Annotated in this window: 26 protein-coding genes and 1 pseudogene; 13 read left to right on the forward strand and 14 right to left on the reverse strand. The window is 73.3% G+C overall.

All coding sequences use genetic code 11. The annotated features are described in order from the left end of the window. Positions 1-18 precede the first annotated feature (18 nt). The 3 genes from AB0C17_RS13240 to AB0C17_RS13250 all read right to left on the reverse strand — a co-directional run bounded on the left by AB0C17_RS13240 (position 19) and on the right by AB0C17_RS13250 (position 2,531). Positions 19-1,257 (reverse strand): caspase family protein, encoded by a 1,239-nt coding sequence (locus AB0C17_RS13240; protein ID WP_357478533.1) that lies wholly within the window; start codon positions 1,255-1,257, stop codon positions 19-21. A gap of 61 nt (positions 1,258-1,318) precedes the next feature. Next, the gene (locus tag AB0C17_RS13245; protein ID WP_357478536.1) at positions 1,319-2,236 is read right to left on the reverse strand and encodes an alpha/beta hydrolase; all 918 of its coding nucleotides are present in this window, start codon (positions 2,234-2,236) and stop codon (positions 1,319-1,321) included. Between the two features lie 55 nt (positions 2,237-2,291). Beyond that, positions 2,292-2,531: a winged helix-turn-helix domain-containing protein gene (locus AB0C17_RS13250; protein ID WP_357478539.1), complete on the reverse strand. Its 240-nt coding sequence runs from the start codon at positions 2,529-2,531 to the stop codon at positions 2,292-2,294. A 289-nt stretch (positions 2,532-2,820) separates the two neighbouring features. Between AB0C17_RS13250 and AB0C17_RS13255 the strand changes: the two genes are divergently transcribed. Both AB0C17_RS13255 and AB0C17_RS13260 read left to right on the forward strand, forming a co-directional pair. After that, on the forward strand, positions 2,821-3,096 hold the full coding sequence (locus AB0C17_RS13255; RefSeq protein WP_357383184.1) for a DivIVA domain-containing protein: 276 nt from the start codon (positions 2,821-2,823) through the stop codon (positions 3,094-3,096). A 2-nt stretch (positions 3,097-3,098) separates the two neighbouring features. Next, positions 3,099-3,404, forward strand: coding sequence for a hypothetical protein (locus tag AB0C17_RS13260; RefSeq protein WP_357383182.1), 306 nt, complete (start codon positions 3,099-3,101; stop codon positions 3,402-3,404). On the opposite strand, the gene AB0C17_RS13265 is transcribed toward AB0C17_RS13260, so the two are convergent. Then, complete coding sequence (locus AB0C17_RS13265; RefSeq protein ID WP_357383180.1) at positions 3,332-3,877, reverse strand: hypothetical protein; 546 nt, start codon at positions 3,875-3,877, stop codon at positions 3,332-3,334. The two genes, AB0C17_RS13260 and AB0C17_RS13265, sit on opposite strands and share 73 nt — an antisense overlap. A gap of 358 nt (positions 3,878-4,235) precedes the next feature. Here AB0C17_RS13265 and AB0C17_RS13270 point away from each other — a divergent pair, with 358 nt between their 5' ends. Continuing rightward, positions 4,236-5,075 carry a hypothetical protein gene (locus AB0C17_RS13270; protein WP_357383178.1) on the forward strand — a complete coding sequence of 280 codons (840 nt, stop codon included), beginning with the start codon at positions 4,236-4,238 and terminating at the stop codon, positions 5,073-5,075. A 50-nt stretch (positions 5,076-5,125) separates the two neighbouring features. On the opposite strand, the gene AB0C17_RS13275 is transcribed toward AB0C17_RS13270, so the two are convergent. Then, complete coding sequence (locus AB0C17_RS13275; RefSeq protein WP_357383176.1) at positions 5,126-5,683, reverse strand: M23 family metallopeptidase; 558 nt, start codon at positions 5,681-5,683, stop codon at positions 5,126-5,128. A 170-nt stretch (positions 5,684-5,853) separates the two neighbouring features. Here AB0C17_RS13275 and AB0C17_RS13280 point away from each other — a divergent pair, with 170 nt between their 5' ends. Next, positions 5,854-8,799, forward strand: coding sequence for an AAA domain-containing protein (locus tag AB0C17_RS13280; RefSeq protein WP_357383174.1), 2,946 nt, complete (start codon positions 5,854-5,856; stop codon positions 8,797-8,799). Here AB0C17_RS13280 and AB0C17_RS13285 read toward each other — a convergent pair. Further along, the gene (locus tag AB0C17_RS13285; RefSeq protein WP_357383172.1) at positions 8,778-10,568 is read right to left on the reverse strand and encodes an ABC transporter ATP-binding protein; all 1,791 of its coding nucleotides are present in this window, start codon (positions 10,566-10,568) and stop codon (positions 8,778-8,780) included. The genes AB0C17_RS13280 and AB0C17_RS13285 overlap by 22 nt on opposite strands. A 95-nt stretch (positions 10,569-10,663) precedes the next feature. Here AB0C17_RS13285 and AB0C17_RS13290 point away from each other — a divergent pair, with 95 nt between their 5' ends. From AB0C17_RS13290 to AB0C17_RS13305, 4 genes and pseudogenes are all read left to right on the forward strand, one after another. Next, positions 10,664-11,080 (forward strand): MarR family transcriptional regulator, encoded by a 417-nt coding sequence (locus AB0C17_RS13290; protein ID WP_357467599.1) that lies wholly within the window; start codon positions 10,664-10,666, stop codon positions 11,078-11,080. A gap of 76 nt (positions 11,081-11,156) precedes the next feature. Next, complete coding sequence (locus AB0C17_RS13295; RefSeq protein ID WP_357383167.1) at positions 11,157-11,525, forward strand: SCP2 sterol-binding domain-containing protein; 369 nt, start codon at positions 11,157-11,159, stop codon at positions 11,523-11,525. Next, positions 11,518-13,064: pseudogene (locus AB0C17_RS13300) on the forward strand (glycogen debranching N-terminal domain-containing protein). Before AB0C17_RS13295 ends, AB0C17_RS13300 begins: the two are co-directional and overlap by 8 nt. A gap of 10 nt (positions 13,065-13,074) precedes the next feature. After that, positions 13,075-13,662 carry a cysteine hydrolase gene (locus tag AB0C17_RS13305; RefSeq protein ID WP_357467603.1) on the forward strand — a complete coding sequence of 196 codons (588 nt, stop codon included), beginning with the start codon at positions 13,075-13,077 and terminating at the stop codon, positions 13,660-13,662. A gap of 39 nt (positions 13,663-13,701) precedes the next feature. Here the strand turns inward: AB0C17_RS13305 and AB0C17_RS13310 are convergent, their stop codons facing one another. The 8 genes from AB0C17_RS13310 to AB0C17_RS13345 all read right to left on the reverse strand — a co-directional run bounded on the left by AB0C17_RS13310 (position 13,702) and on the right by AB0C17_RS13345 (position 20,990). Further along, a complete protein-coding gene (locus AB0C17_RS13310) occupies positions 13,702-14,328 on the reverse strand; it encodes a TetR/AcrR family transcriptional regulator (protein WP_357383161.1) in 627 nt (208 codons plus the stop codon). 88 nt (positions 14,329-14,416) lie between these two features. Continuing rightward, positions 14,417-15,688, reverse strand: coding sequence for an ABC transporter substrate-binding protein (locus AB0C17_RS13315; RefSeq protein WP_357383159.1), 1,272 nt, complete (start codon positions 15,686-15,688; stop codon positions 14,417-14,419). Positions 15,689-15,738: 50 nt separating this feature from the next. Beyond that, a complete protein-coding gene (locus AB0C17_RS13320) occupies positions 15,739-16,884 on the reverse strand; it encodes a branched-chain amino acid ABC transporter permease (protein WP_357383157.1) in 1,146 nt (381 codons plus the stop codon). Continuing rightward, positions 16,881-17,759, reverse strand: coding sequence for a branched-chain amino acid ABC transporter permease (locus tag AB0C17_RS13325; RefSeq protein WP_357383155.1), 879 nt, complete (start codon positions 17,757-17,759; stop codon positions 16,881-16,883). The genes AB0C17_RS13320 and AB0C17_RS13325 overlap by 4 nt, the downstream gene beginning before the upstream one ends. Before the next feature lie 13 nt (positions 17,760-17,772). Then, positions 17,773-18,489, reverse strand: coding sequence for an ABC transporter ATP-binding protein (locus tag AB0C17_RS13330; protein WP_357383153.1), 717 nt, complete (start codon positions 18,487-18,489; stop codon positions 17,773-17,775). Continuing rightward, entirely contained in the window at positions 18,486-19,298 is an 813-nt protein-coding gene (locus tag AB0C17_RS13335; protein WP_357383151.1) for an ABC transporter ATP-binding protein, read from the reverse strand. The genes AB0C17_RS13330 and AB0C17_RS13335 overlap by 4 nt, the downstream gene beginning before the upstream one ends. 139 nt (positions 19,299-19,437) lie before the next feature. Beyond that, complete coding sequence (locus AB0C17_RS13340; RefSeq protein ID WP_357383149.1) at positions 19,438-20,643, reverse strand: sigma-70 family RNA polymerase sigma factor; 1,206 nt, start codon at positions 20,641-20,643, stop codon at positions 19,438-19,440. Next, positions 20,640-20,990 (reverse strand): YciI family protein, encoded by a 351-nt coding sequence (locus tag AB0C17_RS13345; RefSeq protein ID WP_064445706.1) that lies wholly within the window; start codon positions 20,988-20,990, stop codon positions 20,640-20,642. Before AB0C17_RS13345 ends, AB0C17_RS13340 begins: the two co-directional genes overlap by 4 nt. 59 nt (positions 20,991-21,049) lie before the next feature. On the opposite strand from AB0C17_RS13345, the gene AB0C17_RS13350 reads away from it, so the two are divergent. The 5 genes from AB0C17_RS13350 (at position 21,050) to AB0C17_RS13370 (ending at position 25,174) form a co-directional block, all read left to right on the forward strand. Continuing rightward, positions 21,050-22,438 carry an NAD(P)/FAD-dependent oxidoreductase gene (locus tag AB0C17_RS13350; protein ID WP_357478542.1) on the forward strand — a complete coding sequence of 463 codons (1,389 nt, stop codon included), beginning with the start codon at positions 21,050-21,052 and terminating at the stop codon, positions 22,436-22,438. A gap of 126 nt (positions 22,439-22,564) precedes the next feature. After that, positions 22,565-23,311, forward strand: coding sequence for a lysozyme (locus tag AB0C17_RS13355; RefSeq protein ID WP_357383145.1), 747 nt, complete (start codon positions 22,565-22,567; stop codon positions 23,309-23,311). An 88-nt stretch (positions 23,312-23,399) separates the two neighbouring features. Continuing rightward, the gene (locus AB0C17_RS13360) at positions 23,400-24,074 is read left to right on the forward strand and encodes a peptidoglycan recognition family protein (RefSeq protein ID WP_357478545.1); all 675 of its coding nucleotides are present in this window, start codon (positions 23,400-23,402) and stop codon (positions 24,072-24,074) included. Between the two features lie 99 nt (positions 24,075-24,173). Beyond that, a complete protein-coding gene (locus tag AB0C17_RS13365) occupies positions 24,174-24,536 on the forward strand; it encodes a metalloregulator ArsR/SmtB family transcription factor (RefSeq protein WP_357383141.1) in 363 nt (120 codons plus the stop codon). Further along, positions 24,533-25,174, forward strand: a complete 642-nt coding sequence (locus tag AB0C17_RS13370; RefSeq protein ID WP_357383139.1) for an SRPBCC family protein — start codon at positions 24,533-24,535, stop codon at positions 25,172-25,174. The genes AB0C17_RS13365 and AB0C17_RS13370 overlap by 4 nt, the downstream gene beginning before the upstream one ends. Positions 25,175-25,794: the final 620 nt, after the last annotated feature.

Raw genomic sequence — 25,794 nt, forward strand, 5'->3', positions numbered from 1 at the left:
CTGGCGCTCACCCGCCGACTACGAACGACCAGAGACCCGCGCCCTGGAGGCCCAGGCCGCATAACGGAGCCCTCCACGATTCCAGGGGATTGACACTACGATCAGCGCGAGCGTCCGGTCGTTGTCGAACGACACGGGTACGCAGAGCAGGCGCCGGTCGGAGTCATCCGAGACGATGTGCCCCGGGACCGAGGTGCGGAACTGCATGGTGTCGGGGGCACTGCGCTCAAGCAGCGGCCACAGCTCGTCCCTGTCGAAACGGGCGGTCGAGTTGACCACGCCGATCCGGCCGCCCGAGAACTCGACGACTGCCGCAGACTCGGCATCGAGGGCGTGTCGGATGAGTTCCACGCGTCCGACTTGGGCTTGCTGATGCGGCGGAGATGGCTGAGAACTGGCCGGAAACACTCGGCTGAGCATCTGCAGGATTGAACTTGCGCGGTCATCGAGAGGGCTCTTGACCGGCTGGATCGTGCCAGGGCTGGCAGAGGAGGTCAGTTTTTGACGCTCGTGGCGTGACACCGGCGGGTGCGTGAGGGCTGTGGTCGGTGCGTAGGTCTGGACGAGCGGTACGGGTGGCGGTTCAAGACCCTGCGACGCGACATACTCGGCCAGTTGGCCGAACGACACGCGCCCGTTGTCGCCAGCCTGGCCACGCAGACCACGTAGTAGATGATGGGTCAGCAAGCCGTGTTGGTGTTCGTCGCTCTCCCGCGCGGCCGAGCCGTTGGGGCAGGCGAGAAGTGCGCTGTGTCGATCAACCTGCGTGCGGTAGGTCTGCACCACCTCGGCGTGCTGCAGGGCGGCATCTCGATAGATCCCCGCATGACAGCAGTCGAGGATGAGGAAGGACGTCCCGGCGAACGTCTCGAACACGTCGCGCTTCAGAAACGCCAGCCGCAACCCGTCGTCGGGTTCCTTACGCAGCGTGGCCGGGTCCAGGTCCGCGGTGACCAGGTACGCGTCGAGTTGGCTGTTCCAGTCGGGCACCAGCGCGTGACCGGCGAAGTAGACAAGCAGAAGGTCGGAGGGGCGGGAATCGATAGCGATCTCACGGAGCCGTGTTTTGATGTTGCGCCATCTGGCGTCAGGGCCTACGAAGAGATCGACGTCGTCGAAGGTGCCGATGGTCGGGTCCAACAGCACGGCTCGCATCTCCCGCGCATCGTCCTCGGCGAAGCGCAGCGCAGGCAACTGCGGGTCGGCCCCGTAGGTGTTCACTCCGATAAGCACGGCCGAACGCCTGGTCGGCGCCATCACACCTCCAGATGATCGGCAAGCGATACGCAAAGCAGCGACGCGGGTGCTTTGGGTGACCTTAGCGGATCTTCGTACACACGGCTGAGCCTGAAGTCAGATACCCGTCAGCCTTACCACCGTCCGTCTCCGCCTCACGGCACGGAGGCGAGGAAGGCGGCCACGGCCCGGCGGAAGTCGCGCGGATTCTCGACCCACGGCAGATGACCCGATCCGGGGAGGCTGACCCGCTCGCAGTTCGGCAGCGCCTTCGCCAGCGAGTCGACGCCCAGCGGGGACGGATGTCCTCGGGTCCGTCGATGATCAGCACGGGCAGGTCGAGTGTCCGGCACCGCGCCGCGATGTCGCAGGTGCGCAGTTCCCGCTTGACCTCGGCGTTGATCGCCCGGTTGCAGTCGCTGTTGACGCCCAGCCACGGCGTGGCCATGTCCTCGGCGTGCGTCATGGCGGCCTCGGGGTCGGCGAAGTCGGCCGACCACTGCAGGACCGCCCGTTCCCGGTCCTCCGCCGGGGTGCGCTCCCGCGCGCCAAGCGCCTCCCACCGCTTCAGGTGCGAGCCGAGCCGCCGCCGGAGATTGCGTTCGTAGTGCGGATGCCAGCCGCGTTCGGCGTCGATGCCGGTGCCGGAGACGTAGATCAGGTGACTGACCCGCTCCGGGTGCTCGATCGCGTACCGCAGCGCCAGGTGCGCGCCCCACGAGTGGCCCAGCACCGCCGTTCGCGGTCCGGCCAGGTGTTCGCGTACCGCGTCGAGGTCGGCGACGAAACGGCCGATCGAGTACGGGCCACGCCGCTCGGAGCGCCCGCAACCACGCTGGTCCCACCGGATGACACGGGCGTGCTCGCCGAGCAGCCGGGCGACCGGGCCGAGGTGGTCCCAGACGCCGGGGCCGCCGTGACAGAGCACCAGCGGCGACCCGGCGCCGACCTGCTCGGCCCACAGGCGACAACCGTCTTCGGTACGCACGTCAGCAGCCATCGCCGACAGTATGGCGGCGCGAGCCGGCCGGTGGGGTTTGCTGGACGGACGCCGGTTACGGCTCTCTCATCCAGGTCTTCGGATCGGTGACGAAGACGCCCTTGCCCTGCTGCCGCCGGATCACCCGCAAGGCTTCGAGACGCGCATACGCCATCTGCACGGTGCCGTGACTGACGTCGTAGCGCTCGCGCAGCTCGGCGATCGAGGGCAGCTTCTCCCCCGGCTTCAGCTTCTTTCCTCTGACGTCGGCGATCACATCGTCGGCGATGCGCCAGTAATCCGGCACTTCTCGCATTGCACTCCTCGCGTGGCGATCCGATTCGATCACACCGCGACGCGCCTAACAAGCAGCGTTGACTCATCTGACATGTCTAGATAGTTGATGCCGGGCCGTTCCTCGCGTGGCAACGGGTTCGGCTCATCCCCCTGTCGGGGCGGGTGCGCGTACCCGTCCCGACCCTCCGGACTGCTCCGCCTCCGTACCGCCGATCCGGGCTGCGGGGGCGGAGCGGGCGGGCCGTCCGCAGCCGGCGTGCGGACGGCCCGCCCTTCCACACCTGTCCCCCGCTCATGGAAGGACCGAAGTGACGTTGCACCGACCCGGCCGGCTCTACCTGACCGGCCTACCTTCCCGGCTCACCCCGCACGAGGTGCGCACCCACGCCTTCGACGCCCGCAGGCAGGGCGTCGACCCCGAGCAGGTACGCGAGTTCCAGGCCCTGGTCGCCGACGAGCTGACCGAACTGCACCGCCGGGTACGCCTGCTCGCGCAGGAGAACGACAGGCTGAAGCGCGCCCTGCGGGACTGGCAGACCATGCACGCCCGGGAGTGCCGCCCGCCCAACGACGGCCACTGGTAGCGGTGCGCCCGCAACCCGGCCACCTCCTGCAGGTCGACGGCCGCGCGTCGGTGCAGTTCGGCGGCGACCGGGCGCTGACGTTCCGGGTCGTGTCGGTCGGCCCCGAGGTGCCGCACACCGGCTGGATCTGGCTGACCGGCTACGTCCTGAACCGCCGTGGCGTCGTCACCGCGAAGCGGGAGATATTTGTGCAGCTCTCCGGACTGCGCCGAGCCGGCGAACCGTTGCTGCGCGATCAGTCCTGGGTGCCGGCGAACAGGGTCCAGGCGTCGATCTCGGTCGGTGCCAACGGTCGCGCCGGCAGATAGGAGGCCAGGTCGCGGAAGTCAGCGGTGGCGTTGTGGACGCACACCGCCAGCGAGAAGTGGAGCAGTTCCCGCACGACGTGCGCGTCGGGCGCGGTCACGTCGTCGAGCAGCGGGCTGCGCACGTCGAGCGCGAACACCACGTGGCAGGCACTCTGGTCGGCCTTCACGACGCAGTAGTAGCGCCCGGCCTCGGCCAGCCGGTTGCGGATGTTCGCCCACGCCATCGCCCCGGAGATGTCCGGCACGTCGGCGCCGGCCGCGCACGCCATCCGGAAGAACCAGCGGGCCGGGTCGTCTGGTGACACCGCGCCGTAGACAAGCACCAGGCCCCCACGGTGGAAGACGGCGAAGCCCTGCACGTCGGGGGTGAGGTCCAGGAAGTCCGGGGTCCAGACCCGGTCGTACTGCCGCTCGGCCAGGGAACGCACGAACTGCACGGTCCGGCCGGCGGCGTCGCGAGCGTCTACGCCCATGTGGTGTGGTCCTCCCCGGCGGATGGCGGATCCTCACGCTACGAAGCGCGACGGAGCCCGATCAAGGCGTGATCATCGAGTCTGGATGGTTGGTCCCGTGAACGGGACCGAAACCGCTCCGAGTCCCACGGATAGGACTACGGGACGGCTCGTCCGATCGGTCAGCATCCGGCCCCGCACCCGCCGGAGCGGGCGGCACCGGCCGAACGCGCCGTGCGCGCGGCTGCGCGCGTACACCGGTCGGGGTTGTTAGCGTGGATCGCGGACCGCCACGGCGGTCCGGCCACCCCTCGCCCGACGGCCCGCGCGTCCCGACGCCGCGGGACACGGTGCCGCGATCCGGCATGGAGGGGGTGCGATGACCGCGGTGCCGGAGGGGCCCGAACCGGCCGGCGGCCCGCCGGAGCCCGGCGTGCCGGCGGACGGCCGACGGCGGTGGGCCGGGCGGGCGCGGGCGTTCGGCGAGGCGGCGCGCGTACGGGCCCGGCGTTTCTGGGACGGCGCGCAGCCGACGCTGCGGCAGCTCTGGTGGACCGAGGAGCCGGTGACGCCGGTGACCACAGTCGACCGGCGCGTCCCGGAGCCGCTCGCGGTGCCGGCCCAGGGCGAGGTGTACGTGTTCCTGGTCCGGGCCACCTACACCTGGTCGTCGGACTCGGCGCGGCCGGAGCTGTTCGGCTGGTACGTGGACTACTTCCAGCGGCAGGCCACGCAGCGCCTGCACCGGCTCGCGGTCCGGTACGCGGTGGACGTGCCGCCGCACCGCCCGCGCGACCTGCACGCCGCGTTGACCGCCGCGCTCGCCGACGACGACCCGCCGCCCTGGACGTACGCGCACGGCGAGGTGACGTTCACCTGCGAGCCGGACGTCACAGTGCACCTGGACGAGCGGGTACGCCGGCTGCTCCAGCCGTACTGGGAGCAGCGCATCGCACTGGAGTGCGAGCGCGACCTGGCCCGCCGTCGCGCCGGGTACGCCGAGGAGCACGACCGGCGCGACCAGCGCGACCGGGCGGCGGACGCGCGCGGGACGCCCGGCGGGGCGGGCACCGGCCCGGGGCAGGGGCGGCGTGGCGCACAGCCGGACGGTCCGGTCGAGTCGTTCACCCCGCTGGAGCCGCTGCTCCCCCCGCCCGCGCCGCGTCCGGCCCCGGGACAGCGGTCGCGGGCGGACGGCCCGGAGCCGCCGGCGGTCTGAGCCCGCCAGTCAGGCCGGGACGGCGGCGTCGGATCGGGTCCCGGCGCCGGTCAGCAGGCGTTGGTGCTGGTCTGGTTGCGCTTGAGCCCGTCGGACCAGGTGACGCCCTGGACGACGGCCACCACGACGCTGCCGTCGTGGATCTGCTCGTAGTGCAGGTGCGGGCTGAGGTCGTACTTCGCCGAGGTCGCGCCGACCCGCCCGATGACGTCGCCGCGCTTGACGGTGTCGCCCTTCTCCACGGCCCGGGAGTTGAGGTGGGCGTACCGGGTGCGCCAGCCGTCGCCGTGCCCGATCACGATGGTGTTCCCGTAGCCGGAGGTGGTGGAGTAGTACGACTCCAGCACGGTGCCGGCGGCACTGGCGACCGTCCGGCGGTTGAGGTCGTCGGGGCTGCCGCTGGCGTCGTAGTGGTTCCAGTCGATGGCGTGGGCCGGGCTGTGCCCGTTCCAGTTGTTGCCCTGCCAGGTCTGGCCGCACAGGAACGGCATCCGGAAGCCCGGCCGGGCGGCCTGCGCGGGCTGCACGCCGAGCATCGCACCGGCGACGACGGCGACAGTGAGCACTGCGGGCACGCGCATCCGGGCCGCGGTGAACGTCAGGGACATCGACCTCTCCTCTTCATCGACAACGATGTAAATCGATGCTAGGGCAGCCGTCCCGCCGGGTAAATAGCTACAGAGATGAATGTCTTGGCAAAGGTTTCCTACATTCCGTCGCCCGGCGGCGTCGTTCGGCGGTGGCCGGGCCGGGAGCACGTACGGCACAATCGCGGGCGATGGAGGCGGCCGAGATCCTCACCGCGCTCGCCGACCTGGCCCCGGCCGGCGCCGAGCGGGCCTTCGACGTCTCCGGCGCCGGCCGGCCGCTCATCTGGCTGCCCGGGCCCGACCGCGCGCCGCGCGACGCCCGGCTGGACCGGCTGGCCGCCCTCGACGCGCTGCACCGCGACCAGCGGATCCTGCGCCGGGGTCTGGCCTTCGTCGTCGGCGGCGCCGACCTCGACGGCAGCCACCGGCGGGTCCGCGTGCCGTTACTGGCCCAGCCGGTACGCCTGGAGCGCACCAGCCGGACCTACCGGATCGTGCCGGCCGGTGACCTGGAACTGACCACGCTGATCGAGGATCGGGACCTCGCCGGCCGGCTGGAGGCCGCCCCCGGGCTGGCCGGATCCGGCTGGCTCGGTGCGCCCGGCACCAGGGCGTGGATCACCGCCGCCGCCGAGGCCGCCGGCCTGAAGCTCGCGACGGTGCAGGCGCGACCGCCCCGCCGCGTCGACGACGAGACACTTGTCGGCGTCGCCGCCGCCGCGCTCTTCACCACCCGCGACGTGCTGGGCGGCCGGCTACGCGACACGCTGCTCGCCTGGGCGGTCCGGCCCGGGCTGGCGGACACGGCCCTGAGTCGCCTCTACACCGGCCAGGGCGGCGAGACCGTCCCAGTCGGCGGCAACGTCCGAGGCGGCCGCCGCGGACGGCGCGCGGACGGCAGACGGCGCGCGGACGCCGGTGGCGTGGCCGGCGAGGCGGAGGTGCTGTCGCCGTTGCCGTTGAGTCCTGCCCAGCGTGACGTGGTGCGGCGTACCCGCGTCGAACCGGTGGTGGTCGTCTCGGGCGCACCGGGCAACGGCAAGAGCCACGCCCTGGTCGCCGCCGCGCTGGACGCCGTGGACCGGGGTGGGTCGGTGCTCGTGGCCACCCAGTCGGTGCACGCCGCCGACGTGCTCGGTGAACTGCTGCGCCGGCACAGCGGCCCCGCACCGGTGCTGTTCGGCGACGCCGAGCGCCGGGAGACGATCGCCGCCGATCTGGCCGGCGGCGCGGGCGCCGGGACCGACGACGCCACACTGCGGACCGCCGAGGCCGCCGTGGCGTCCGCCGCCGACCGGGTACGCGCCCTGTCGGACGCGATCACCGCCGCCCTCGACCAGGAACACCGGGCCGCCACGCTGCCCGACTGGCAGCCGCTGCTGCCCGCCCTGAGCCGGGACCTCCCCCACCTGTTCGACCCGGACACCGACCTGGACGCGGTCCACACCACGCTGGTGGCGTCGACGGCACCCGGTGACGGCTGGTGGCGGCGCTGGCGGCGGTCGCGGGCCGGGACACGGCTGCGCCGGCTCAGCGGCGGCGACGTACCCGCGGAACGGTTGCGAACAGCGGTGGAGGCGGCGGGCGCGGTACGGGCGGCGGCGCGGCTGGCGGCCACCGGCGGTACCGACCTGGCCGGCTCCTGGCGTGCCCTGGCCACCGCCGAGGCGGCGCTCGCCGAGGCCGTCGGCACGGCGATGCGCCACCGGGCGACGAGCGCCCACCGGTGGAGCGACGCGGCGCGGCGTGCCACGGGTGGCCTGGCCGCCGCGCTGCGGGCCGGACGCAACCGCCGCCGCGAACTGCTCGCCGGGCTGGACGCCCGGGCGCTGGTACGGGCGCTGCCGCTGTGGGTCGGCACGGTCACCGACGTCGAGGACCTGCTGCCCCCGATGCCGGGGATGTTCGACCTGGTGGTGCTCGACGAGGCCGCGCACATCGACCAGTTGCGGGCCGCGCCGGCGTTGGCCCGGGCCCGGCGGGCGCTGGTGGCCGGCGACCCCCGGCAGCTGCGGTTCGTGTCGTTCGTGGCCGACGTGGACGTGGCCGCCACCCTGCGCCGGCACGGTCTGGAACGCTTCGGCGACCGGCTCGACGTACGCCGGTCCAGCGCTTTCGACGTGGCCACCGGCGCCGCCCCGGTCACCTGGCTGGGCGAGCACCATCGGTCCGTGCCGCACCTGATCGGGTTCTCCGCGCGCCGGTTCTACGGCGACCGGCTGGAACTGGTCACCCGGCATCCGCGCAACGAGCGCGCCGACGTCATCGACGTGGTGACCGTCGAGGGTGCGAGCGTTGTCGACGGCGTCAACCAGGCCGAGGTCACCGCCGTCCTCGACCTGGTACGGCGACTCGCCGCCGATCCCCCGCCGGGCGGCATCGCGGTGGTCACCCCGTTCCGCGCGCAGGCGGACGCGGTGGAGGCGGCGCTGCTGGCCGCGTACGACGTCGACGAGATCGAGCGCCTCGGCCTGCGCTCGGGCACGGTGCACGCGTTCCAGGGCAGCGAGGCGGACGTGGTGATCGCCTCACTCGGGCTGGTGGACGGCGACCCGCCGGCACGGCACCGGTTCGCCGCCGGGCCGAACCTGTTCAACGTGCTCGTCACCCGGGCCCGGAGGCGGCTGACAGTGGTCACCTCGCTGCGTTCGCCGGAGGGCCTGGTGGGTGACTTCCTGGCCTACGCGGACCGGCCACCCGTCGCGCCGGAGGCGGTGCCGGTGACCGGCTGGACCGCCGAGCTGGCCGAGGAGCTGAGCCGGCTCGGGCTGCCGGTGCGGCCCGGATATCCGGTGGGCCGGTGGCGCGTCGACCTCTGCGTGGGCGGGGACGCCGACGCCGTCGGGGTGATCTGCGGGGTGCACCCGGACGGTGCGGCGGCGCACCTGGAACGGCAGCGCACGCTGATCCGGGCCGGGTGGCGGCTGCACGAGGCGTTCGCCAGCCGCTGGGCGGGCGACCCGATCCGGGCCGCCCTGGAGCTGGCGTCGGGCATCGGCGCCGCCGGGCCGGGCAGCGAAAGCGGCCCCGACGGGCCCGACGGGCCGGGCAGCGAAAGCGGCCCCGACGAGCCCGCCGGGCCCGGCACCGGCGGCACCGCGCGGGCCGGTGCTCAGCCGACCAGGGCGGCGTAGCGGCCGCGCCGGTCCAGCAGCGCGTCGTGGGTGCCGGATTCGACGATCCGGCCGTGGTCGAGGACGGCGATGCGGTCGGCGTCGCGGACGGTGGAGAGCCGGTGCGCGATGGTCACCACGGTGCGGCCCCGGGCCAGCTCGTCCAGCGCCCGCTGGACCGCGCGCTCGGTCTCGGTGTCCAGCGCGCTGGTCGCCTCGTCCAGCACCAGGATCCGCGGGTCGCGCAGCAGGGTCCGGGCGATCGCCAGGCGCTGCTGCTCGCCGCCGGAGAACCGGTGGCCGCGTGAGCCGACCATGGTGTCGTACCCGTCGGGCAGCGCGCTGATGAGGTCGTGGATGCGCGCGGCGCGGGCGGCGGCCTCGATGTCGGCGTCGGTGGCGTCGGGGCGGGCGTACCGGAGGTTGTGCCGCACGGTGCCGTGCAGCAGGTACGTCTCCTGGCTGACCACGCCCACGACGGCGGCCAGGTCGGCCGGGCGCAGGTCGCGCAGGTCGATCCCGTCGATGGTGACGCGGCCGGCGTCCGGGTCGTGCAGCCGGCTGATCAGCGCGGCGAGTGTGCTCTTGCCGGAGCCGGTCTCCCCCACCAGGGCGAGGCTGGTGCCGGCGGGGACGTCCAGGCTGACGCCGGCCAGGGCGGCGGTGTCGCTGCCCGGGTAGCTGAAGGTGACGTCCTCGACGCGCAGGTGGCCACGGGCGGTGGCCGGGTCCAGCGGGACCGGGCGATCCGGCTCGGCGACCTCGACGGGCAGGTCGAGGTATTCGAAGATGCGGGCGAACAGGGCCAGGGACGCGGTGAGCGTGACGCCGACGTTGAGCAGGCCCATCAGCGGCCGGAACAGGTTGCCCTGCAGCGCGGTGAACGCGACGAGCGTGCCGATGGTGAGCGTGCCGGCGGTGCCGGGCAGGCCGGCGCCCAGGTAGATCACCGCCGGGATGGCGGCGAAGACGATGCTCATGGCGGCCATCCGCCAGCGTCCGGCCAGCTCCGAGCGCAGTTCCAGGTCGACCAGGCGGGCCGAGGAGGTGGTGAACCGGTCGACCAGGGCGGGGCCGGTGCCGAGCGTCTTGGCCAGCCGCACGCCGCTTACCGACAGCCCCTCCTCGATGGTCACCGTGAGGTCGGCCAGTTCCCGCTGGCGCTGGGCGGTGATCTCCCGGCGCAGCCGGGCGACCCGGCGGGTGAGCCAGAGCGCGGGCGGCAGCACGACCGCCGAGACGAGCGTGAGGCGCCAGCTCAGCGCCAGCATGGCGATGGTGGTGGCGACCACCGTGGTGAGGTTGGCGGCGATCGAGGTGGCGGTGGAGGTGACCACCGACTGCATGCCGCCGATGTCGTTGGTGATGCGCGACTGGACCTCGCCGGTGCGGGTGCGCACGAAGAAGCCGATCGACTGCCGCTGGAGGTGGGCGAAGACGTCGGTGCGCAGCCGGTGCATGACCTCCTGGCCGACGCGGGTGGAGATCCAGGTCTGGACGACGCCGAGCACGGCGGTCACGGCGGCGACCGCGACCATGCCCGCGACCAGCCAGGCCAGCAGCGTCAGGTCACGCTCCGGCAGGGCCCTGTCGATCACGGTACGCAGCAGGAAAGGCGTCGCCATCGCGATGATCGAGGACGCCACGATGATCGCCACCACGGTGGCGAGCGGGCCTCGGTGGGCGGTGAACAGGCCGCCGATGCGGCGCAGGGACACGTCGCGGGCCTGGGCCTTCTCGGCCGGGGAGACGGTTCGGCCGTCGCGGCGGCCGTCGGGGATGCGATCCAAGGGTGCTCCTCGTGTGGGGGACGATGCTGCCACCAACAATGCTGAGGTTACCTCAACATGAGGGAACAACACGAAAGCCTGTTACCGTATTCCCCGTGAGCGGCAGCGACGAGAGCCTGGCCGAGACGTTCTGGGCGGTGACCCGCCGGCTGCGGCACCAGACCAAGCGTGCGCTGGAACCGTGGGAGATCAGCCCCGGGCAGGCGCGGGCACTCGGCGTGCTGATGCGCCACGGCGCGCTGCGGCCCGGCGCGCTCGCCGAGCACCTGCGCATCGCCCCGCGTTCGGCCACCGAGGTGATCGACGGGTTGCAGGAACGTGGCCTGGTGCGGCGGCGGCCCGACCCGGGTGACAGGCGGGCCACGCTGGTCGCCCCCACCGCCGAGGGCGAGCGGGTGGGCACCGCGATCCGGCAGGCGCGGGCCACCGAGGCGGAACGGTTCTTCGGCGCGCTCGCACCGGAGGACCGGGCCGAGCTGGCCCGCATCCTGCGCCTGCTGCGCGAGGAATAGATCCGCCGTTTTTCACCCGTTCCGGGTGAGACGACGGGCCCCGTTGCGGGGAATAGCGCCATCGGAAGGAGGGCCGATGGTCGACGCCACCGAAGAGTTCTTCCGGAGCCTGGGGCAGCGCAGGCAGCGCGGGCCGACAGCGCTGCACGAGGGCACCGTCCGGTTCGACATCGCCGGCGACGGCTCGGTCGACCACTGGCTGGTCTCCGTCGCCCGGGGCGAGGTCACGGCGACGCGGCAGGCCACCGGCGGAGACGCGGTCGTCCGGGCGGACCGGGCCGTCTTCGACCGGATCGCGCGAGGCGAGGCGTACTTCCTGACCACCGTCCTGCGCGGCGAGGCCGAGGTGGAGGGCAGCCCGCGGCTGTTCGCGACCGTACGCCGGCTGTTCCCCTCCCCGCCCGGCTCGCGCCCGGCACGACACCGGGGAGACGACGATGGGTGACGACCACGTCGGCATCTTCGACGGGACGACCTTCCTGGTCTGCGACCGGGCGGGCGACATCGTCCCGGCGGCCGACGCCACCCACGGCCTGTTCGCCCACGACACCCGTCTGCTGTCCCGGTGGCAGCTCACCATCGACGGCGAGCGGCTCAGCACGCTGTCCATCGACGACATCCAGTACTTCGAGAACCGGTTCTACCTGGTTCCGGGCAGTCAGGACGTCTACGTCAACAGCACGCTCGAGGTGCGCCGGACCCACCGGCTGGACAGCGGACTCCAGGAGGACCTGCTCCTGGTCAACAACGACCGGCGGCCCGTCGACCTGACCGTGCGGATCGAGGTGGACGGACTTCGCGGACCTCTTCGCGGTCAAGGAGGGCACGACGAACCGCGAGGGGCGGCACTACCGTCGGGTCGACGGCCCGCGACTCGTCCTGGGTTACCAGCGCGAACGCTACCGCCGCGAGACGATCGTGTCCGCGACGGCTCCGGCGGAGGTGGACGAGAACGGCCTGACGCTGCGCGTGCACATCGAACCGCACGGCCGGTGGCAGACCCGGCTGACGGCCGAGCCGGACCTCCCCCTGCCCCGCGGGCTGGAGCGGCTGCGCCTGCCGGGACGGGCCGCCGGCGCCGAGCGGAACAAGGCAGGCGAACTACGGGAGTGGCTGGACCGGGCGCCGCGCCTGGAGACCAGCTGGGGGCCGTTGCAGAACACCTACCGGCAGAGCCTCATCGACCTGGCCGCGCTGCGGTTCAGCCCGTTCCTCGCCGGGACCGGGTGCGTGCTGGCGGCCGGGTTGCCCTGGTTCATGTGCCTGTTCGGCCGGGACAGCATCCTCACCAGCCTCCAGGCGCTGCCGTTCGCGCCCGAACTCGCCGCCACCACGCTCACCGTGCTCGCCTTCCGTCAGGGCAGCCGGATCGACGACTTCCGGGAGGAGGAGCCGGGCCGGATCCTGCACGAGATGCGCTACGGCGAGCTGACCGTCTTCGACGAGACACCGCACAGCCCCTACTTCGGCAGCGCGGACGTCACTCCCCTGTTCCTCGTGCTGCTCGACGAGTACGAGCGGTGGACCGGCGACGCCGCCCTCGGTCGGTTACCACGTCGGGACCATCTGGCCGTTCGACAACTCGTTCATCGCCTGGGGTCTGCGGCGCTACGGGTACGCCGACGAGGCGGCCCGCATCGCGGCCGGCATCCTGGACGCGGCGGCCTTCTACGACGGCCGGCTGCCGGAGGCGTTCGCCGGGCACGCCCGCTCGGAGACCCGGTATCCGATCCGGTATCCGACCGCGTGCAGCCCGCAGGCGTGGTCGGCCGGCGCGCCGCTGCTGCTCCTGCGGACGATGCTCGGCCTCCGGCCGGTCGGCGACGATCTCGTGGCCCGGCCCGCCCTGCCTGCTAACCTCGAGTACGTGGCGTTGCTCGACGTCCCCGGCCGCTGGGGACGCCTGGACGCCTTCGGCAGGAGCACCCCCGCCGGCGGCCTGAGCCGCTACGAGCTGGCGCCGCAGCAGCTCTCCGCACCGTGACGGGATCCCCATGCAGCGCATCGACTGGGCACACACAGCGGTCGTGGGCGTCCACTGGCAACACGAGGTGGTCAGCCCGGACGGCGTCTTCGGCCCGTTCTTCGCCGGCCAGGTGGCCCGGCACGGCGTGGCGGCGAACGCGGCCCGGGTCGCCGCCGCCGCGCGGGCGGCGGGCGGCCTGGTGGTCTTCACCCGCGTCGCCTACCGGCCCGGCCATCCGGACCTGATCACCAACACCCCGAGCTTCGCCATGATCGCCGAACGCGGGGCGTTCCTGGAGGGCGACCCGAAGACCCGGATCGTTGACGAGGTCGCGCGACAGCCCGGCGACATCGTGGTCACCGGCACCCGGCTCGGCGGATTCTCCGGCACCGAACTGGACCTGATCCTGCGCGCCCGGGGCGTGCGGACCGTGGTGTTCACCGGCGTCGCGACGAACCTGGCCATCGCCGCCACCGCCTACCAGGCGGTCGACAACGGGTACCGCATCGTCACCGTCTCCGACGCGTGCACGGCGGCCACCGACGAGCTGCACGACACCTACCTGAGCACGCTGGGCCAGCTCGGCGAGGTGGCCACCACCGGCGAGATCGCCTGACCGGGAGCCGGGACCGTCAGCGCAGGCCGGCGCGAGCGCTCAGCGCAGGCCGGCGGCGATCGCGTCGACCAGCAGCGCGCCGAGCGTACGGGCCATCACGGCGCGGGCGGCGTCGACGTCGAGCCCCATCGAGTCGCGCATCATCGACCAGGCCGACCAGGTGCCGGCCACGGTGAGCGCGTCGAGCAACTGTTCCCGGCCCGGCCCGGCCTGCGCCAGCTCGGGGGCGAACACCGACTCGATCTCCTGCCGGACGCGGGCGACGGCCGCCTCCCGGTTGCGGCGCAACTGCGGGGAGAACGGCTCCCGCAGCGCCGACGCGCGGGCCGAGGGCGCCAGCACCTCCAGCAGCCGGGCGCGCTGGTCGCAGAACGCGGCGATCCGGGCGGTCAGCGGCAGCTCCGGCGGCACCGGCCGCCAGAGTGCGGCCTGCCGCTCGCCGACCCGCCGCCCGGTCGCGGCGAACAGCGTCTCCATGTCCTTGAAGTTGGTCCAGAGCGTGCGCAGCGACACCCCGGCCCGCTCAGCGATCCGTTCCCCGGTGGGCCGCAGGTCACCGGAGTCGATCAGGGCCAGGTGCGCCTCCACGATCGCCGCCCGGGTGCGCTCGGCCCGCGCCGCGCGGCCGTCCACCCGCTCCGGCGGGTCGGCCTCCACCTCGATCATGGGTACGGATCTCCTGTGCTCGGGTACCGGCGGCCACTCTACGTGCGTGCCGCCGGGCGACCGGCACCCGGCCGCCCGGCGGTACGCCTCACGCGGTCGGCACCGCGTCGGCGGGCGGAGCGGTCGGCGGCTCGGTGAACTCGGTGACCGCGCCGGCACCGTCGTCTGTGGTGTAGGCGGGACCGAAGTACTCCTGCACACCGTTGCTCACCTTGGTGAGCCGGACACCGCCGTAGCCGGCGTGCACGCCGTCGGCGTACCGGAAGGGGACCAGGCCGGGGCCGCGGAAGCCGCCCTTGCGCACGGCCTCGACCAGCTTCTCCCGGGTGGGGTCGGGCCCGGCGGCCAGCATCGCCTGGACGAACGTGTACGCCATCGAGTAGCCGTAGATCGCGTTGCCGTCGACCGGGTTACCCGCGTTGTACCTCTGGTGGATCTTGGTGAACTCCTGGATCCACGGGTTGGCGGTGTCGGCCACGTTCGGCAGGTAGTTGTCGGCGACCATGCCCTCGAGGATCACCTTCTTGTCGCCGAGCTGGGCGGCCAGCGTGGTGTAGTCGGCGCCCACGTTGGAGACCACCCACTGCGCCTTGAAGCCCTGCCCGGCGGCCTGGCCCATGGCGAGCGCGGTGAAGCCGGGGATGGTCGCCGCGATCACCACCTGGCAGCCGGCCGCGCGCAGCGCCCCGATGGCCGGGCCGACCTGCTGGTTGGTGGTGGTGTACGTCTGCTTCGCCGTCACCGGGCCGAGGATCTGCTCCACCCCGACGAGCGAGTCCCGCCCGAAGTCGTCGTTCTGCCCGAAGTGGCAGACCTTCGCGCCGGGGAACTCGCGCTTGACGTAGGCGGCGAGGATCTTGCCCTCGACCGTGTAGTCGGGCTGCCAGCCGAACGTCGTCGGATACTTGTCCGGCTGGTTCCAGTTGCGGCTGCCGGAGGCGACGAACAGGTCCGGCACCTTCTGCGTCTTGACGAACTCCAGCACGTTCGTGTGCGTCGGCGTGCCCAGGCCGCCGAGCAGCGCGAAGACCTTGTCGTCGAGCACCAGCTTGCGGACGACGTTCTCGGTGCTGGCCGGGTTGTAGCCGTCGTCCATGACCTTGTAGACGATCTTCCGGCCGTGCACCCCGCCCTTGCTGTTGACGTGCTCGAAGTACGCCTTGGTGGCGGCGGAGATCTTCGAGTAGCCGGGCGCGGCCGGTCCGGTGAGCGGTTGGTGGGTGCCGATGACGACCTCGGTGTCGGTGACGCCGGGGACGTTCTCGGCGGCCTGCTTCTCGTCGTCGGCGCAGGCGGGCAACGCGGCCAGCAGGGCCAGGCCTGCGGCGGCCGCGAGAACGCGACGGGTGGTGGGGCGCATGGTTCTCCAATCCGGTGCGGCGGTGCGAACGGTGGGTGGAACCGGTGAGGTCAGCGGTCCGGCGACCGGTGGGGGGCCCGGCGGCGGCGCAGCGCGGCGCGCAGCCGGGCGCGGGCGGCGCGGACGCCACCGGCGATGCCGCCCGGCGCGGCGAGCATGACGACGATGAGGACCAGGCCGAACACTGCGAGCGCGAGGTTGCCCTCCAGCCGCTGGGCCAGGCCGGCGGAGAGGCTGAGATGTTCGGTGAGCAGGCCGGGCAGATCCTGGAGCGCGACCAGCAGCACCGCTCCCCAGACCGCGCCGGCCAGGCTGCCCAGCCCGCCGATCACGATGGCCATGAGCAGGAAGAGCGAGAGGTCCAGCGGGAACTTGCCGGGCGCTACGGTGGCGGTGATCATGGCGTACGCGCCGCCGCCCAGACCGGCGCAGGCGGCGCTGACCACGAACGCGAGCACCTGCGTGCGGGCCACCGGGATGCCGGCGAGCCGGGCCGCGACCTCGTCGTCGCGTACCGCCCGCAGGGACCGGCCGAAGCGGCTGCGCACCAGGTTGGCCAGCAGCAGCATGGTGAGCAGCGCGGCGGCCAGCGCGATCCAGGCCAGCCAGCGTTCCGGCTGGAAGTAGGCGCCGAGCGCCGCCGGTGGCGTCTGCGCCGGGAACGGCAGGCCCTGTTCGCCGTTGAACACGCCGGTGAAGATCGTGGTGACCGCCGGGACGAGCGTCGCCACGGCCAGCGTGACGCCGGCCAGGTAGGGGCCGCGCAGCCGGGCCGCGGCCAGCCCGATCACCAGCCCGCCGAGCGCGGTCACCGCGACGGCCACGAGCAGCGACGCGGGCAGCGTCCACCAGCCGGACACGGCCCGCTCGTCCAGGGCCCGCTGGGTCAGCGCCACCGTGTAGGCGCCGGTGGCCATCAGCGCGCCGTGCCCGAGCGAGAGCTGGCCGTTGAGCCCGACCAGCACGGTGTGCCCGGCGGTGACGCAGAGGAACGCGCAGACGCGCGCCACCTGGAGGTTCTGGTACGGCGCGAGCTGGTTGGTGACCAGCACGACGAGCGTGCCGGCGAACACGGCCAGCGCCAGGTGACGCAGCAGCGTGGAGCCGCGCGCCTCGCGTCCGGCCGGTGCGCCGGGGAGCAGCCGCCGCAGCGGGGACGGTGCCGCGGGCGCGATCTCGGTGGGGGTGGTCGTCACACGTGCCTCGCTCTCGCCGCGGAGAAGAGCCCGCCGGGGCGGACCAGCAGGACTGCCAGCAGCAGCACCAGGACGGCCAGCGGGGTGGTGTCCGGTCCGAGGTAGCCGGTGACGTAGGACAGGATCAGCCCGACCAGCAGGCCGCCGACCACCGCGCCGACCGGGCTGTCCAGGCCGCCGACCACGGCGGCGGTGAACGCGACCACGAAGACCAGGTCCATGGCGTGCGAGTGCAGTCCGAGTCCGGTGGGGACGACGAGCATGCCGGCCAGCGCGCCCACCCCGGCCGCGAGCGCCCAGCCGAGCGTGAGCATCCGGCCGACGCTGACGCCGAGCAGCCGGGACACCTCGGGCGCGAACGCGGCGGCCCGCATCCGCAACCCGACCGGGGTACGGGTGAACAGCAGCGCGAGCGACGCCACCACCGTCAACGCCGCGCCGAGCACCCACAGGTCGTACGGGGACAGCGCGGCCACCCCGCCGATGGTGAGCGCGTCGGTGTCGAAGGGCGCCGGGGCGGGCCGGTAGTCGTTGCCGAAGACCATGCCGAGTACCGCCTGGATGACCAGCACCAGCCCGAGCGCGACGATCACCTGGTTCAGTGGCCCGCCCGGCCCGGCGAACCGCATCAGCAGCCGCTCCACCAGCGCGCCCAGGGCCAGCCCGGACAGGATCGCCGCGGCCAGGCCCAGCCAGTACGAGCCGGTGGCGGAGACGACCGCGTACCCGATGTAGGCGGTGGCCACCGCCATCGCGCCCTGGGCGAAGTTGACCACCCGGGCGGCCCGCCAGATGAGCACCAGCGCGAGCGCGAACGCCGCGTAGACCGCCCCGGTGGCGAGCCCGTCGAAGGTGAGGAACCAGAACCGCTGCATCCGCCACCCCTTCCTAGAATCCGAGGTACGCGTGCCGGAGCTGGTCGTCGTCGCGCAGCCGGGCGGCCGGCGCGGCAGTCACCACCCGCCCGAGCGACATCACGATGCCCTGGTCGGCGACGGACAGCGCGGAACGCACGTTCTGCTCGACGAGCAGCACGGTGAGCCCGCGTTCGTCGCGCAGCCGCCGTAGCAGCGCCATGATCTGCGCGGTGACCTTCGGCGCCAGCCCGAGCGACGGCTCGTCGAGCAGCAGCAGCCGGGGTCGCGCGATCAGCGCCCGGCCGATCGCGAGCATCTGCCGTTCCCCGCCGGAGAGCTGGTGCCCGGCGTGGTCGCGGCGGCGGGCCAGGGCGGGGAACAGCTCGTACACCTCGTCCTGCGCGCGCCGGGCGTCGGCCCGGTCGCGCCGCCACAGCCCGCCGAGGCGCAGGTTCTCCGCCACTGTGAGCTCGGTGACGACGCCGCGTCCCTCCGGCACGTGCGCCAGGCCGCGCCGGACCAGGTGTTCCACCCGGACACCACGCAGGTCCTCCCCCGCGTACCGGACCCGGCCGCCGGTGGGCCGCAGCAGACCCGAGAGGGTACGCAGCAACGTGGTCTTGCCCGCGCCGTTGGCGCCCAGCACGGCGGTGACCGTGCCGGCCGGAACGGCGAACGCCACGTCGCGCAGCACCGGCACCGGGCCGTAGCCGCAGCTGAGCGCCTCCACCTCCAGCACGGCGGTCACGTCGTGCTCCCCTCGGCCGGCACGTCGGCCCCGAGGTACGCCTCGGTGACCCGCGGGTCGTCGCGGATGCTCTCCGGGTCACCGGCGGCGATCACCTTGCCGAAGTCGAGCACCACCAGCTCGTGGCAGACGGACATGACCAGGTCCATGTGGTGCTCGACGAGCAGCACGGCACAGCCGTCGTCGCGTCCGGGCAGCGCGCGGACCAGGTCGGCCAGTTCGGCCACGTCGTCGGCGCCGAGGCCGCCGGCCGGTTCGTCGAGCAGCAGCAGCCGGGGCCGGGCGATCAGCGCGCGGGCCAGCGCGACGCGCTTGCGCACCGGGTACGGCAGGGTGGCCGGGGCGGCGTCGGCATACTTCTCGATGCCCAGCTCGGCGAGCAGGTCCATGGCCAGGGCGCGCAGCCGGCGCTCGTCCCGGTCGCTGCGAGGCAGGCCGAACAGGGCGGCGGCGAACCCGGCGCGGGCGGTGTGGCTGGCTCCGGCGACCACGTTCTCCAGCACGGTCAGGCCGGCGAACAGGCCGACGCCCTGGAGTGTGCGGGCGATGCCGAGGCGGGTGAGGGCGTGCGGGCGGGGCCGGAACGGCCTGCCGTCCAGTGTGAGCGATCCGCCGGTCGGCCGGACGAACCCGCAGACCACGTTGAACAGCGTGGTCTTGCCGGCGCCGTTGGGCCCGATCACGCCGACGACCCGGCCGGGCGGCACCCGCAGCGAGACGTCGTCGAGGGCGGTCAGGCCGCCGAAGCGGACGCCGACGCGGTGCAGCGCCAGGCCCTGATCGTCGGTGGCTGTGCCCGGTGGGCTCATCGTCACCTCGTGGCGGTCGACGGAGCGCGGAAAACTAATTACACCGGGAGTGTACTTTTCTCTGCCGCCGCGTCAATGCCTTGATGATCACGGGCCTCACGTGCCCACTTCGCGCCTCCTACGTGCACTGTCGGTGCGATCATCCCGCCATGCGGTCGCGGGCACGCCGCAGGAACGTCTGTTCCGCCGCGTTGCCGGTGCCGGCGATCGCCGCGTCGTACGCGGCCCGCGCCCGCGCCGGACGGTCCAGCCGGCGCAGCAGGTCGGCCCGGATCGCGTGCCACACGTGGTAGCCGGCCAGGTCCAGGCGTTCCACTTCGGCCAGTCCGGCCGCCGCCCCGCGTACCTCGGCCAGCGCGACCGCCCGGTTCAGCGCCACCACCGGCCCGGGCGCGACGGCGGCCAGCTGGTCGTAGAGCGCGAGGATCTGCCGCCAGTCGGTGTCGGCGGCGGCGGGCGCGTCGGCGTGCACGGCGCCGATCGCGGCCTGGATCTGGTACGGGCCGGGCCGGTTCCGGCGCAGGCAGCGGCGGACCAGCTCCTGCCCTTCGGCGATCAGCTCCCGGTCCCACCGGCCGCGCTCCTGCTCGGCCAGCGACACCGGCACGCCGTCCGGGCCGGTCCGGGCGTCGCGGCGGGCCTCGGTGAGCAGCATCAGCGCGAGCAGGCCGAGCGCCTCCGGCTCGTCCGGCATGAGCGTGACCAGCAGCCGGCCCAGCCGGATCGCCTCGGCACCCAGCTCGGCGCGGCCCAGACGGTCCCCCGCGCTCGCCGTGTGCCCCTCGTTGAAGATCAGGTACACCACCGCGAGCACCCCGCGCAGCCGGTCCGGCAGGTCCGCGTCGCGCGGCACCCGGTACGGGATGCCGGCGTCGCGGATCTTCGCCTTGGCCCGGACCAGGCGCTGGGCCATCGTCGGCTCCGGCACCAGGAAGGCCCGCGCGATCTCGGCGGTGCTCAGGCCGCCGAGCAGGCGCAGCGTCAACGCCACCCGGGCGCCGGTGCCGAGCGCCGGGTGACAGCAGGTGAAGATCAGGCGCAGGCGGTCGTCGGGCACGGGCCCCTCCTCGGCGGGCGGGTCGGCGGCGTGCAACAGGGCGGCCTCGGCGTGCCGGGCGGCCCGGGTCGCCTCACGGCGCAACCTGTCGATCGCCCGGTTCCGGGCGGTGGTGATGATCCAGCCGGCCGGGCTGGCCGGCGGGCCGTCGGCGGCCCAGCGCGTCACCGCGATGGTGAACGCCTCCTGGACCGCCTCCTCGGCGAGGTCGATGTCGCCGAGGAGGCGGACCAGGACGGCTACCGCGCGGCCGTACTCGGCCCGGAAGACCCGTTCGACAGCGGTCATCCCTCGCCCTGGAACGGGCGGACCTCGATCGGCAGCGTGGTGGCGAGGGCGTAGCGGCGGCCCCAGTCCAGCGCGGCGTCCAGGTCGGGCGCCCGGATGATGGTGACGCCGCCCAGGTACTCCTTGCCCTCGGCGAACGGCCCGTCGGTCACCAGCACCTCGTCACCGGCCGGGCGCAGCACGGTGGCGGTCTGCGGGTCGTGCAGGCCGTTGCCGAACACCCAGCAGCCCGCCTCCCGCAGGTCCCGGCCGATGGCCTCGACCTCGCGCATCACCCCGGCCAGGAACTCCGGGTCCGGACGGCCCTGGCCGGCCGGCTGGTACATGCTGATCAGGTACTGCTTCATCGGTGTCTCCTCACCGCCGGGGACGGCCCCGCGCCGCCCCTTCACCCTCCACACGAACGGTGGGCGCCGGTTTCGACACGCCGGGCCGGGTGAATCCGGCCGGGAGCGGGGTACGCCGTCGCGTGCGCCGCCACCGGGTCGTCGTCGTGGGCGCCGGGTTCTCCGGCCTGGCCTGCGCGCTCGCCCTGGACGCCGCAGGCGCCGAGGTACGGGTGCTGGAGGCCCGGGACCGGGTGGGCGGACGGACGCTCAGCCGCCCGCTGCCCGGCGGCGGCTGGCTGGATCTCGGCGCGCAGTGGATCGGCCCGACCCAGGAGCGGATGTACGCGCTCGTCGCCGCGTACGGCCTGACCACGTTCCCCTCCCCCACGCGGGGCGCGGCGACGCTGCTGCTCGGCGGACGCCCGGCCACCGGCGAGCCACCGGGGCTGTCCGCGCTGCTTGACACGCTCGACGAGATGGCGGCCGGGCTCGACCCGGCCGCGCCGTGGCGGGCGGACGAGGCGGCCCGGTGGGACCGGATCACGTTCGGCGGCTGGCTCGACGCGAGCGCGGCCGACCCGGCCACCGCCGGGTACGCCGCACGGATGCTCGCCGGTGGGCTGCTGGCCGCCTCGGCGGACGAGGTCTCGCTGCTGCACATGCTGTTCTACCTGCGCAGCGGCGGCGGCACCCGTTCACTGTTGCGCATGGCCGGTGGCGCCCAGCAGGACCGCGTGGCAGGTGGTCCGGCCGCGCTGGCCGAGCGGATGGCCGCCGCGCTGCCGCCGGGGAGCCTGTGCCTGCGCGCCCCGGTGGACGGCGTCGCGCAGGACGGCGACGGCGTGCGGGTGCGCTCCGGCGGCGAGACTCACCGCGGCGACGCCGTGGTGGTCGCGCTGGCACCGACGCTGGCCGGGCGCATCCGGTACGACCCGCCGCTGCCGCCGCTGCGCGACGGGCTGACCCAGCGGATGCCGATGGGCGTGGCGCTCAAGGTGCACGCGCTCTACCCGGAGCCGTTCTGGCGGGCCGACGGCCGATCCGGCGTGTCCAGCACCGACACCGGGCCGCTCACCGAGACGGTGGACAACTCGCTGCCGGGAGCGCCGGGCGGGGTGCTCACCGCGTTCAGCTACGGCGCACAGGCCCGGGCGCTGCGCCGGCTAGCTGAGGACGCGCGCCGGGACGCGCTGTGCGACGCGCTCGCCGCGATCTTCGGCCCGGCCGCCGCGCGCCCCGACGACCTCGTCGAGTACGACTGGTCGGCAGACGAGTGGACGCGCGGCTGCTTCTGCGGCGTCCTGCCACCCGGCGCGTGGTGCGCGTACGGCCCGGAACTGCGCACGCCCGTGGGCCGGGTGCACTGGGCCGGCACCGAGACCGCGACCCGGTGGAGCGGCTACCTGGAGGGCGCGGTGACCGCCGGCGAGCGCGCCGCCACCGAGGCGCTCGCCCAGCTCGGCTGAGCGCCCTATTCAGTGAAATTCTTCGATGCAATCTATTGAAAAGTTTCTCCGCCCTGTGCCCTAATGACGACAGTTCCCTTCGTCATACTCCCGCCGCCGGAGCGCGGCAACCCCCAGGGAGGACAGATGCACAGATCGATCCGATCGGCGCTGCGCGTGGCCGGAGCCGCGCTGCTCGCCACCGTCACCGTCGCCGCGGCGGCCCTGTCCGGGACGGCTCCCGCCTCCGCCGCCCCGGCCGGACTACCCGGCATGGACGTCTCCAGCTACCAGGGCAACGTGAACTGGTCCGGGGCGTGGGCCAACGGCGCCCGGTTCGCCTACGTCAAGGCGACCGAGGGCACGTACTACACCAACCCGTACTTCGCCCAGCAGTACAACGGCTCGTACAACGTCGGGATGATCCGCGGCTCGTACCACTTCGCCCGCCCCGACACCACCAGCGGCGCCACCCAGGCCAACTACTTCGTCGACCACGGCGGCGGCTGGTCGAAGGACGGCCGGACGCTGCCCGGCGCGCTGGACATCGAGTACAACCCCTACGGCGCGACCTGCTACGGCCTGAGCCAGGCGTCGATGCGCAGCTGGATCGCCTCGTTCGTCAACCAGTACTACGCCCGCACCGGCCGGTGGGCCACCATCTACACGACCACCGACTGGTGGAGCACCTGCACCGGCAACACCTCGCAGTTCGCCGCAAACAACCCACTGTGGATCGCCCGCTACGCAAGCAGCGTCGGCACGCTGCCGGCGGGCTGGGGCACGTACTCGTTCTGGCAGTGGTCCTCCTCCGGGATCTTCCCCGGTGACCAGAACGTCTGGAACGGCTCACTCGACCGGCTGCGCGTGCTGGCCTGCAACGGACCCTGCTGAGCCCGGCCCGGGCGTGGCGGGCGGTGCCGGTCCCGCCACGCCCGGCGTACCGGAAGATCCGGCGCTCCCCTTCCGCGAGGAGGTTGCGATGTCCGTTCCCGTACCCCGGCGGACCGTGCTGCGCGGCGCGGTCCTGCTCGGCGCCGCCGCCGGCGTCGGCGCGCTGACCCAGATCGGCGCCGGTCCCGGCGCGCGGGCCGCCGCCACCCGGGTCGACCAGCCGACCATCGCCAACTGCGCGACCTGGGGCGCCCGCCAGCCCTCGTCGCCGGTGAGCGTGGTGTCGAGCCGGCCCAACAAGATCATCGTCCATCACACGGCGTTCCCGAACACCACCGACTACAGCCTGGCGCAGGCGTACCGGAACTCCCGCGACATCCAGGACCTGCACATGGACGGCAACGGCTGGCTCGACTCCGGGCAGCACTTCACAAACAGCCGGGGCGGCTACCTGACCGAGGGCCGGCACGGCAGCCTCTACGCGCTGCTGCACGGCCAGACCATGGTGCAGGGCGCGCACTGCGTCGGGCAGAACAGCCAGGCCATCGGCATCGAGAACGACGGCATCTACGTGGACGTGCAGCCGCCGCAGGCGCTCTGGAACAGCCTCGTCACGTTCTGCGCGTTCACCTGCCAGCAGTACGGCATCGCGCCCACCGAGATCTACGGGCACAAGGACTTCAACAACACGCAGTGCCCGGGGCTGCTGCACGACCGCCTCCCCGAGCTGCGCCGTACCGTCGCCGCTCGTCTCGGCGGCTGACCCACGGGGGTACGCGGGGCGCCCGGGTGCGACGGGCGCCCCGCGTAGCCTGCTGCGTCAGTCCTGGCTTATATAAGCCTCTCCTGATATACATGGGTCGTGCACGCCTTCGACGTCCTCGGCGACCCGGTCCGCCGCCGGATCCTGGAGCTGCTCGCCGACGGCGAACAGCCCGCCGGCACGCTCGGCGAGACCGTGCGGCGCGAGTTCGGCATCAGCCAGCCCGCCGTCTCCCAGCACCTCAAGGTGCTGCGCGAACACGGCTTCACCACAGTGCGCGCCGAGGGCACCCGCCGCCTCTACGCCGTGGACCCCGCCCCGCTGCGCGACATCGACGCGTGGCTGGACGGGTTCCGCCGCTTCTGGACGCCGCCGCTGACGGCGCTCGCCACCGAGCTGGCCCGGGGCCGCCGCGAACGACGGCTGCGCGAGGACACCACCGACGAGAGGACCGACCCATGATGGACGTGACCGGACAGATCAGCGCCGTCGAGCGCCGCATCGGCGACCGTACGCTGCCCGCCGGGCAGGCGCGGGTGCTCACCATCGCCCAGACGTACGACGCACCGGTGGCCGACGTCTTCGACGCCTGCACCAATCCGGAACGGATACCCCGCTGGTTCCTGCCGATCTCCGGCGACCTGAGCCTCGGCGGCCGGTACCAGCTGGAGGGCAACGCCGGTGGCGTCGTCGAACGCTGCGACCCGCCGCACGGCTTCGCCGCCACCTGGGAGTTCGGCGGCGAGGTGAGCTGGATCGAGGTACGGCTGCGCGAAGCCGGCCCGGGGCGTACCCGGTTCGAGTTGGAACACGTCGCGCACGTCGACGACGACCGGTGGGCCGAGTACGGTCCGGGCGCGGTCGGCATCGGCTGGGACCTGGCGCTGCTCGGCCTGGCCTCCCACTTCGCCGCCGACGGCACGGGCGTCGACCCGGCCGCCGCGGCCGAGTGGATGGCCTCGCCCGACGGCCTGCGTTTCATCGCCGAGTCCAGCAGCGGCTGGACAGCGGCAAGCGTCGAGGCAGGTACCCCGGCCGAGGAGGCCCGAGCCGCGGCCGCCCGGGTCCAGGCCTTCTACACCGGCACCCCCACTCCCTGACGCCCTCCGGGTCACCCCCTCCTCGCCGATCTTGCACTTTGAGCCCTTTCGGTGTCCGCTCCGCGCGGATTGCCGGGCACCAAAGTGCAAGATCGGCGGAGGTGGTGGGGAGTTGGTGTTCACCCCGGGGCTCGGGCTGTTCGGGTCCGGCTTGCTGAGGTCGGCGGCCTCTCCGGTGGCACCGGTCGCGTCCCGCTGACCGAGTGCGCTCGCCCCAGTCCGGCGTGCTCGGCTCGTTGCCCCACCGCATTCGCGTCCCATGACACGCTTCACCGGTCGCCCTCGCCGGGGTTTTTAAGATCTTGGTAGGAAACGGCCCCCATAAGGGCCCTTTCCTGCCAAGATCTACCCGCGTCCCGGGATGCGGAACGGGCTTCTCTCGATGTGGAGTGTCGCGCTCCACAGGGGCAGGAAGCGGGGCTCCGGGCCAGCCGTGGCGACGGGCGACGCGCGCGGCGAGCCAGCGAGCCAGCGAGGCCGGTGCGGTGCGGCCGGTGCGGCGAGGGTGCCTGCGGTGGAGTCGGCCAGCGGTGACATCCACGGTGGCGGACTTGCGGCAACCTGCTCGGGTTCGCCCTGATGGAGGCACGCGCCCAGCTCGCCGGTCGAGGGGGCGAGGC

It is taken from the genome of Micromonospora sp. NPDC048887, from assembly GCF_040649715.1.
Taxonomy (GTDB): domain Bacteria; phylum Actinomycetota; class Actinomycetes; order Mycobacteriales; family Micromonosporaceae; genus Micromonospora.

Bases quoted from the DNA above. Each gene is read 5' to 3' on its own strand.
- AB0C17_RS13240 (WP_357478533.1), bottom strand. From the start codon at position 1,257: ATGGCGCCGACCAGGCGTTCGGCCGTGCTTATCGGAGTGAACACCTAC.
- AB0C17_RS13245 (WP_357478536.1), bottom strand. From the start codon at position 2,236: ATGGCTGCTGACGTGCGTACCGAAGACGGTTGTCGCCTGTGGGCCGAG.
- AB0C17_RS13250 (WP_357478539.1), bottom strand. From the start codon at position 2,531: ATGCGAGAAGTGCCGGATTACTGGCGCATCGCCGACGATGTGATCGCC.
- AB0C17_RS13265 (WP_357383180.1), bottom strand. From the start codon at position 3,877: ATGGGCGTAGACGCTCGCGACGCCGCCGGCCGGACCGTGCAGTTCGTG.
- AB0C17_RS13270 (WP_357383178.1), top strand. From the start codon at position 4,236: ATGACCGCGGTGCCGGAGGGGCCCGAACCGGCCGGCGGCCCGCCGGAG.
- AB0C17_RS13275 (WP_357383176.1), bottom strand. From the start codon at position 5,683: ATGTCCCTGACGTTCACCGCGGCCCGGATGCGCGTGCCCGCAGTGCTC.
- AB0C17_RS13280 (WP_357383174.1), top strand. From the start codon at position 5,854: ATGGAGGCGGCCGAGATCCTCACCGCGCTCGCCGACCTGGCCCCGGCC.
- AB0C17_RS13295 (WP_357383167.1), top strand. From the start codon at position 11,157: ATGGTCGACGCCACCGAAGAGTTCTTCCGGAGCCTGGGGCAGCGCAGG.
- AB0C17_RS13305 (WP_357467603.1), top strand. From the start codon at position 13,075: ATGCAGCGCATCGACTGGGCACACACAGCGGTCGTGGGCGTCCACTGG.
- AB0C17_RS13310 (WP_357383161.1), bottom strand. From the start codon at position 14,328: ATGATCGAGGTGGAGGCCGACCCGCCGGAGCGGGTGGACGGCCGCGCG.
- AB0C17_RS13315 (WP_357383159.1), bottom strand. From the start codon at position 15,688: ATGCGCCCCACCACCCGTCGCGTTCTCGCGGCCGCCGCAGGCCTGGCC.
- AB0C17_RS13325 (WP_357383155.1), bottom strand. From the start codon at position 17,759: ATGCAGCGGTTCTGGTTCCTCACCTTCGACGGGCTCGCCACCGGGGCG.
- AB0C17_RS13335 (WP_357383151.1), bottom strand. From the start codon at position 19,298: ATGAGCCCACCGGGCACAGCCACCGACGATCAGGGCCTGGCGCTGCAC.
- AB0C17_RS13340 (WP_357383149.1), bottom strand. From the start codon at position 20,643: ATGACCGCTGTCGAACGGGTCTTCCGGGCCGAGTACGGCCGCGCGGTA.
- AB0C17_RS13345 (WP_064445706.1), bottom strand. From the start codon at position 20,990: ATGAAGCAGTACCTGATCAGCATGTACCAGCCGGCCGGCCAGGGCCGT.
- AB0C17_RS13355 (WP_357383145.1), top strand. From the start codon at position 22,565: ATGCACAGATCGATCCGATCGGCGCTGCGCGTGGCCGGAGCCGCGCTG.
- AB0C17_RS13360 (WP_357478545.1), top strand. From the start codon at position 23,400: ATGTCCGTTCCCGTACCCCGGCGGACCGTGCTGCGCGGCGCGGTCCTG.
- AB0C17_RS13370 (WP_357383139.1), top strand. From the start codon at position 24,533: ATGATGGACGTGACCGGACAGATCAGCGCCGTCGAGCGCCGCATCGGC.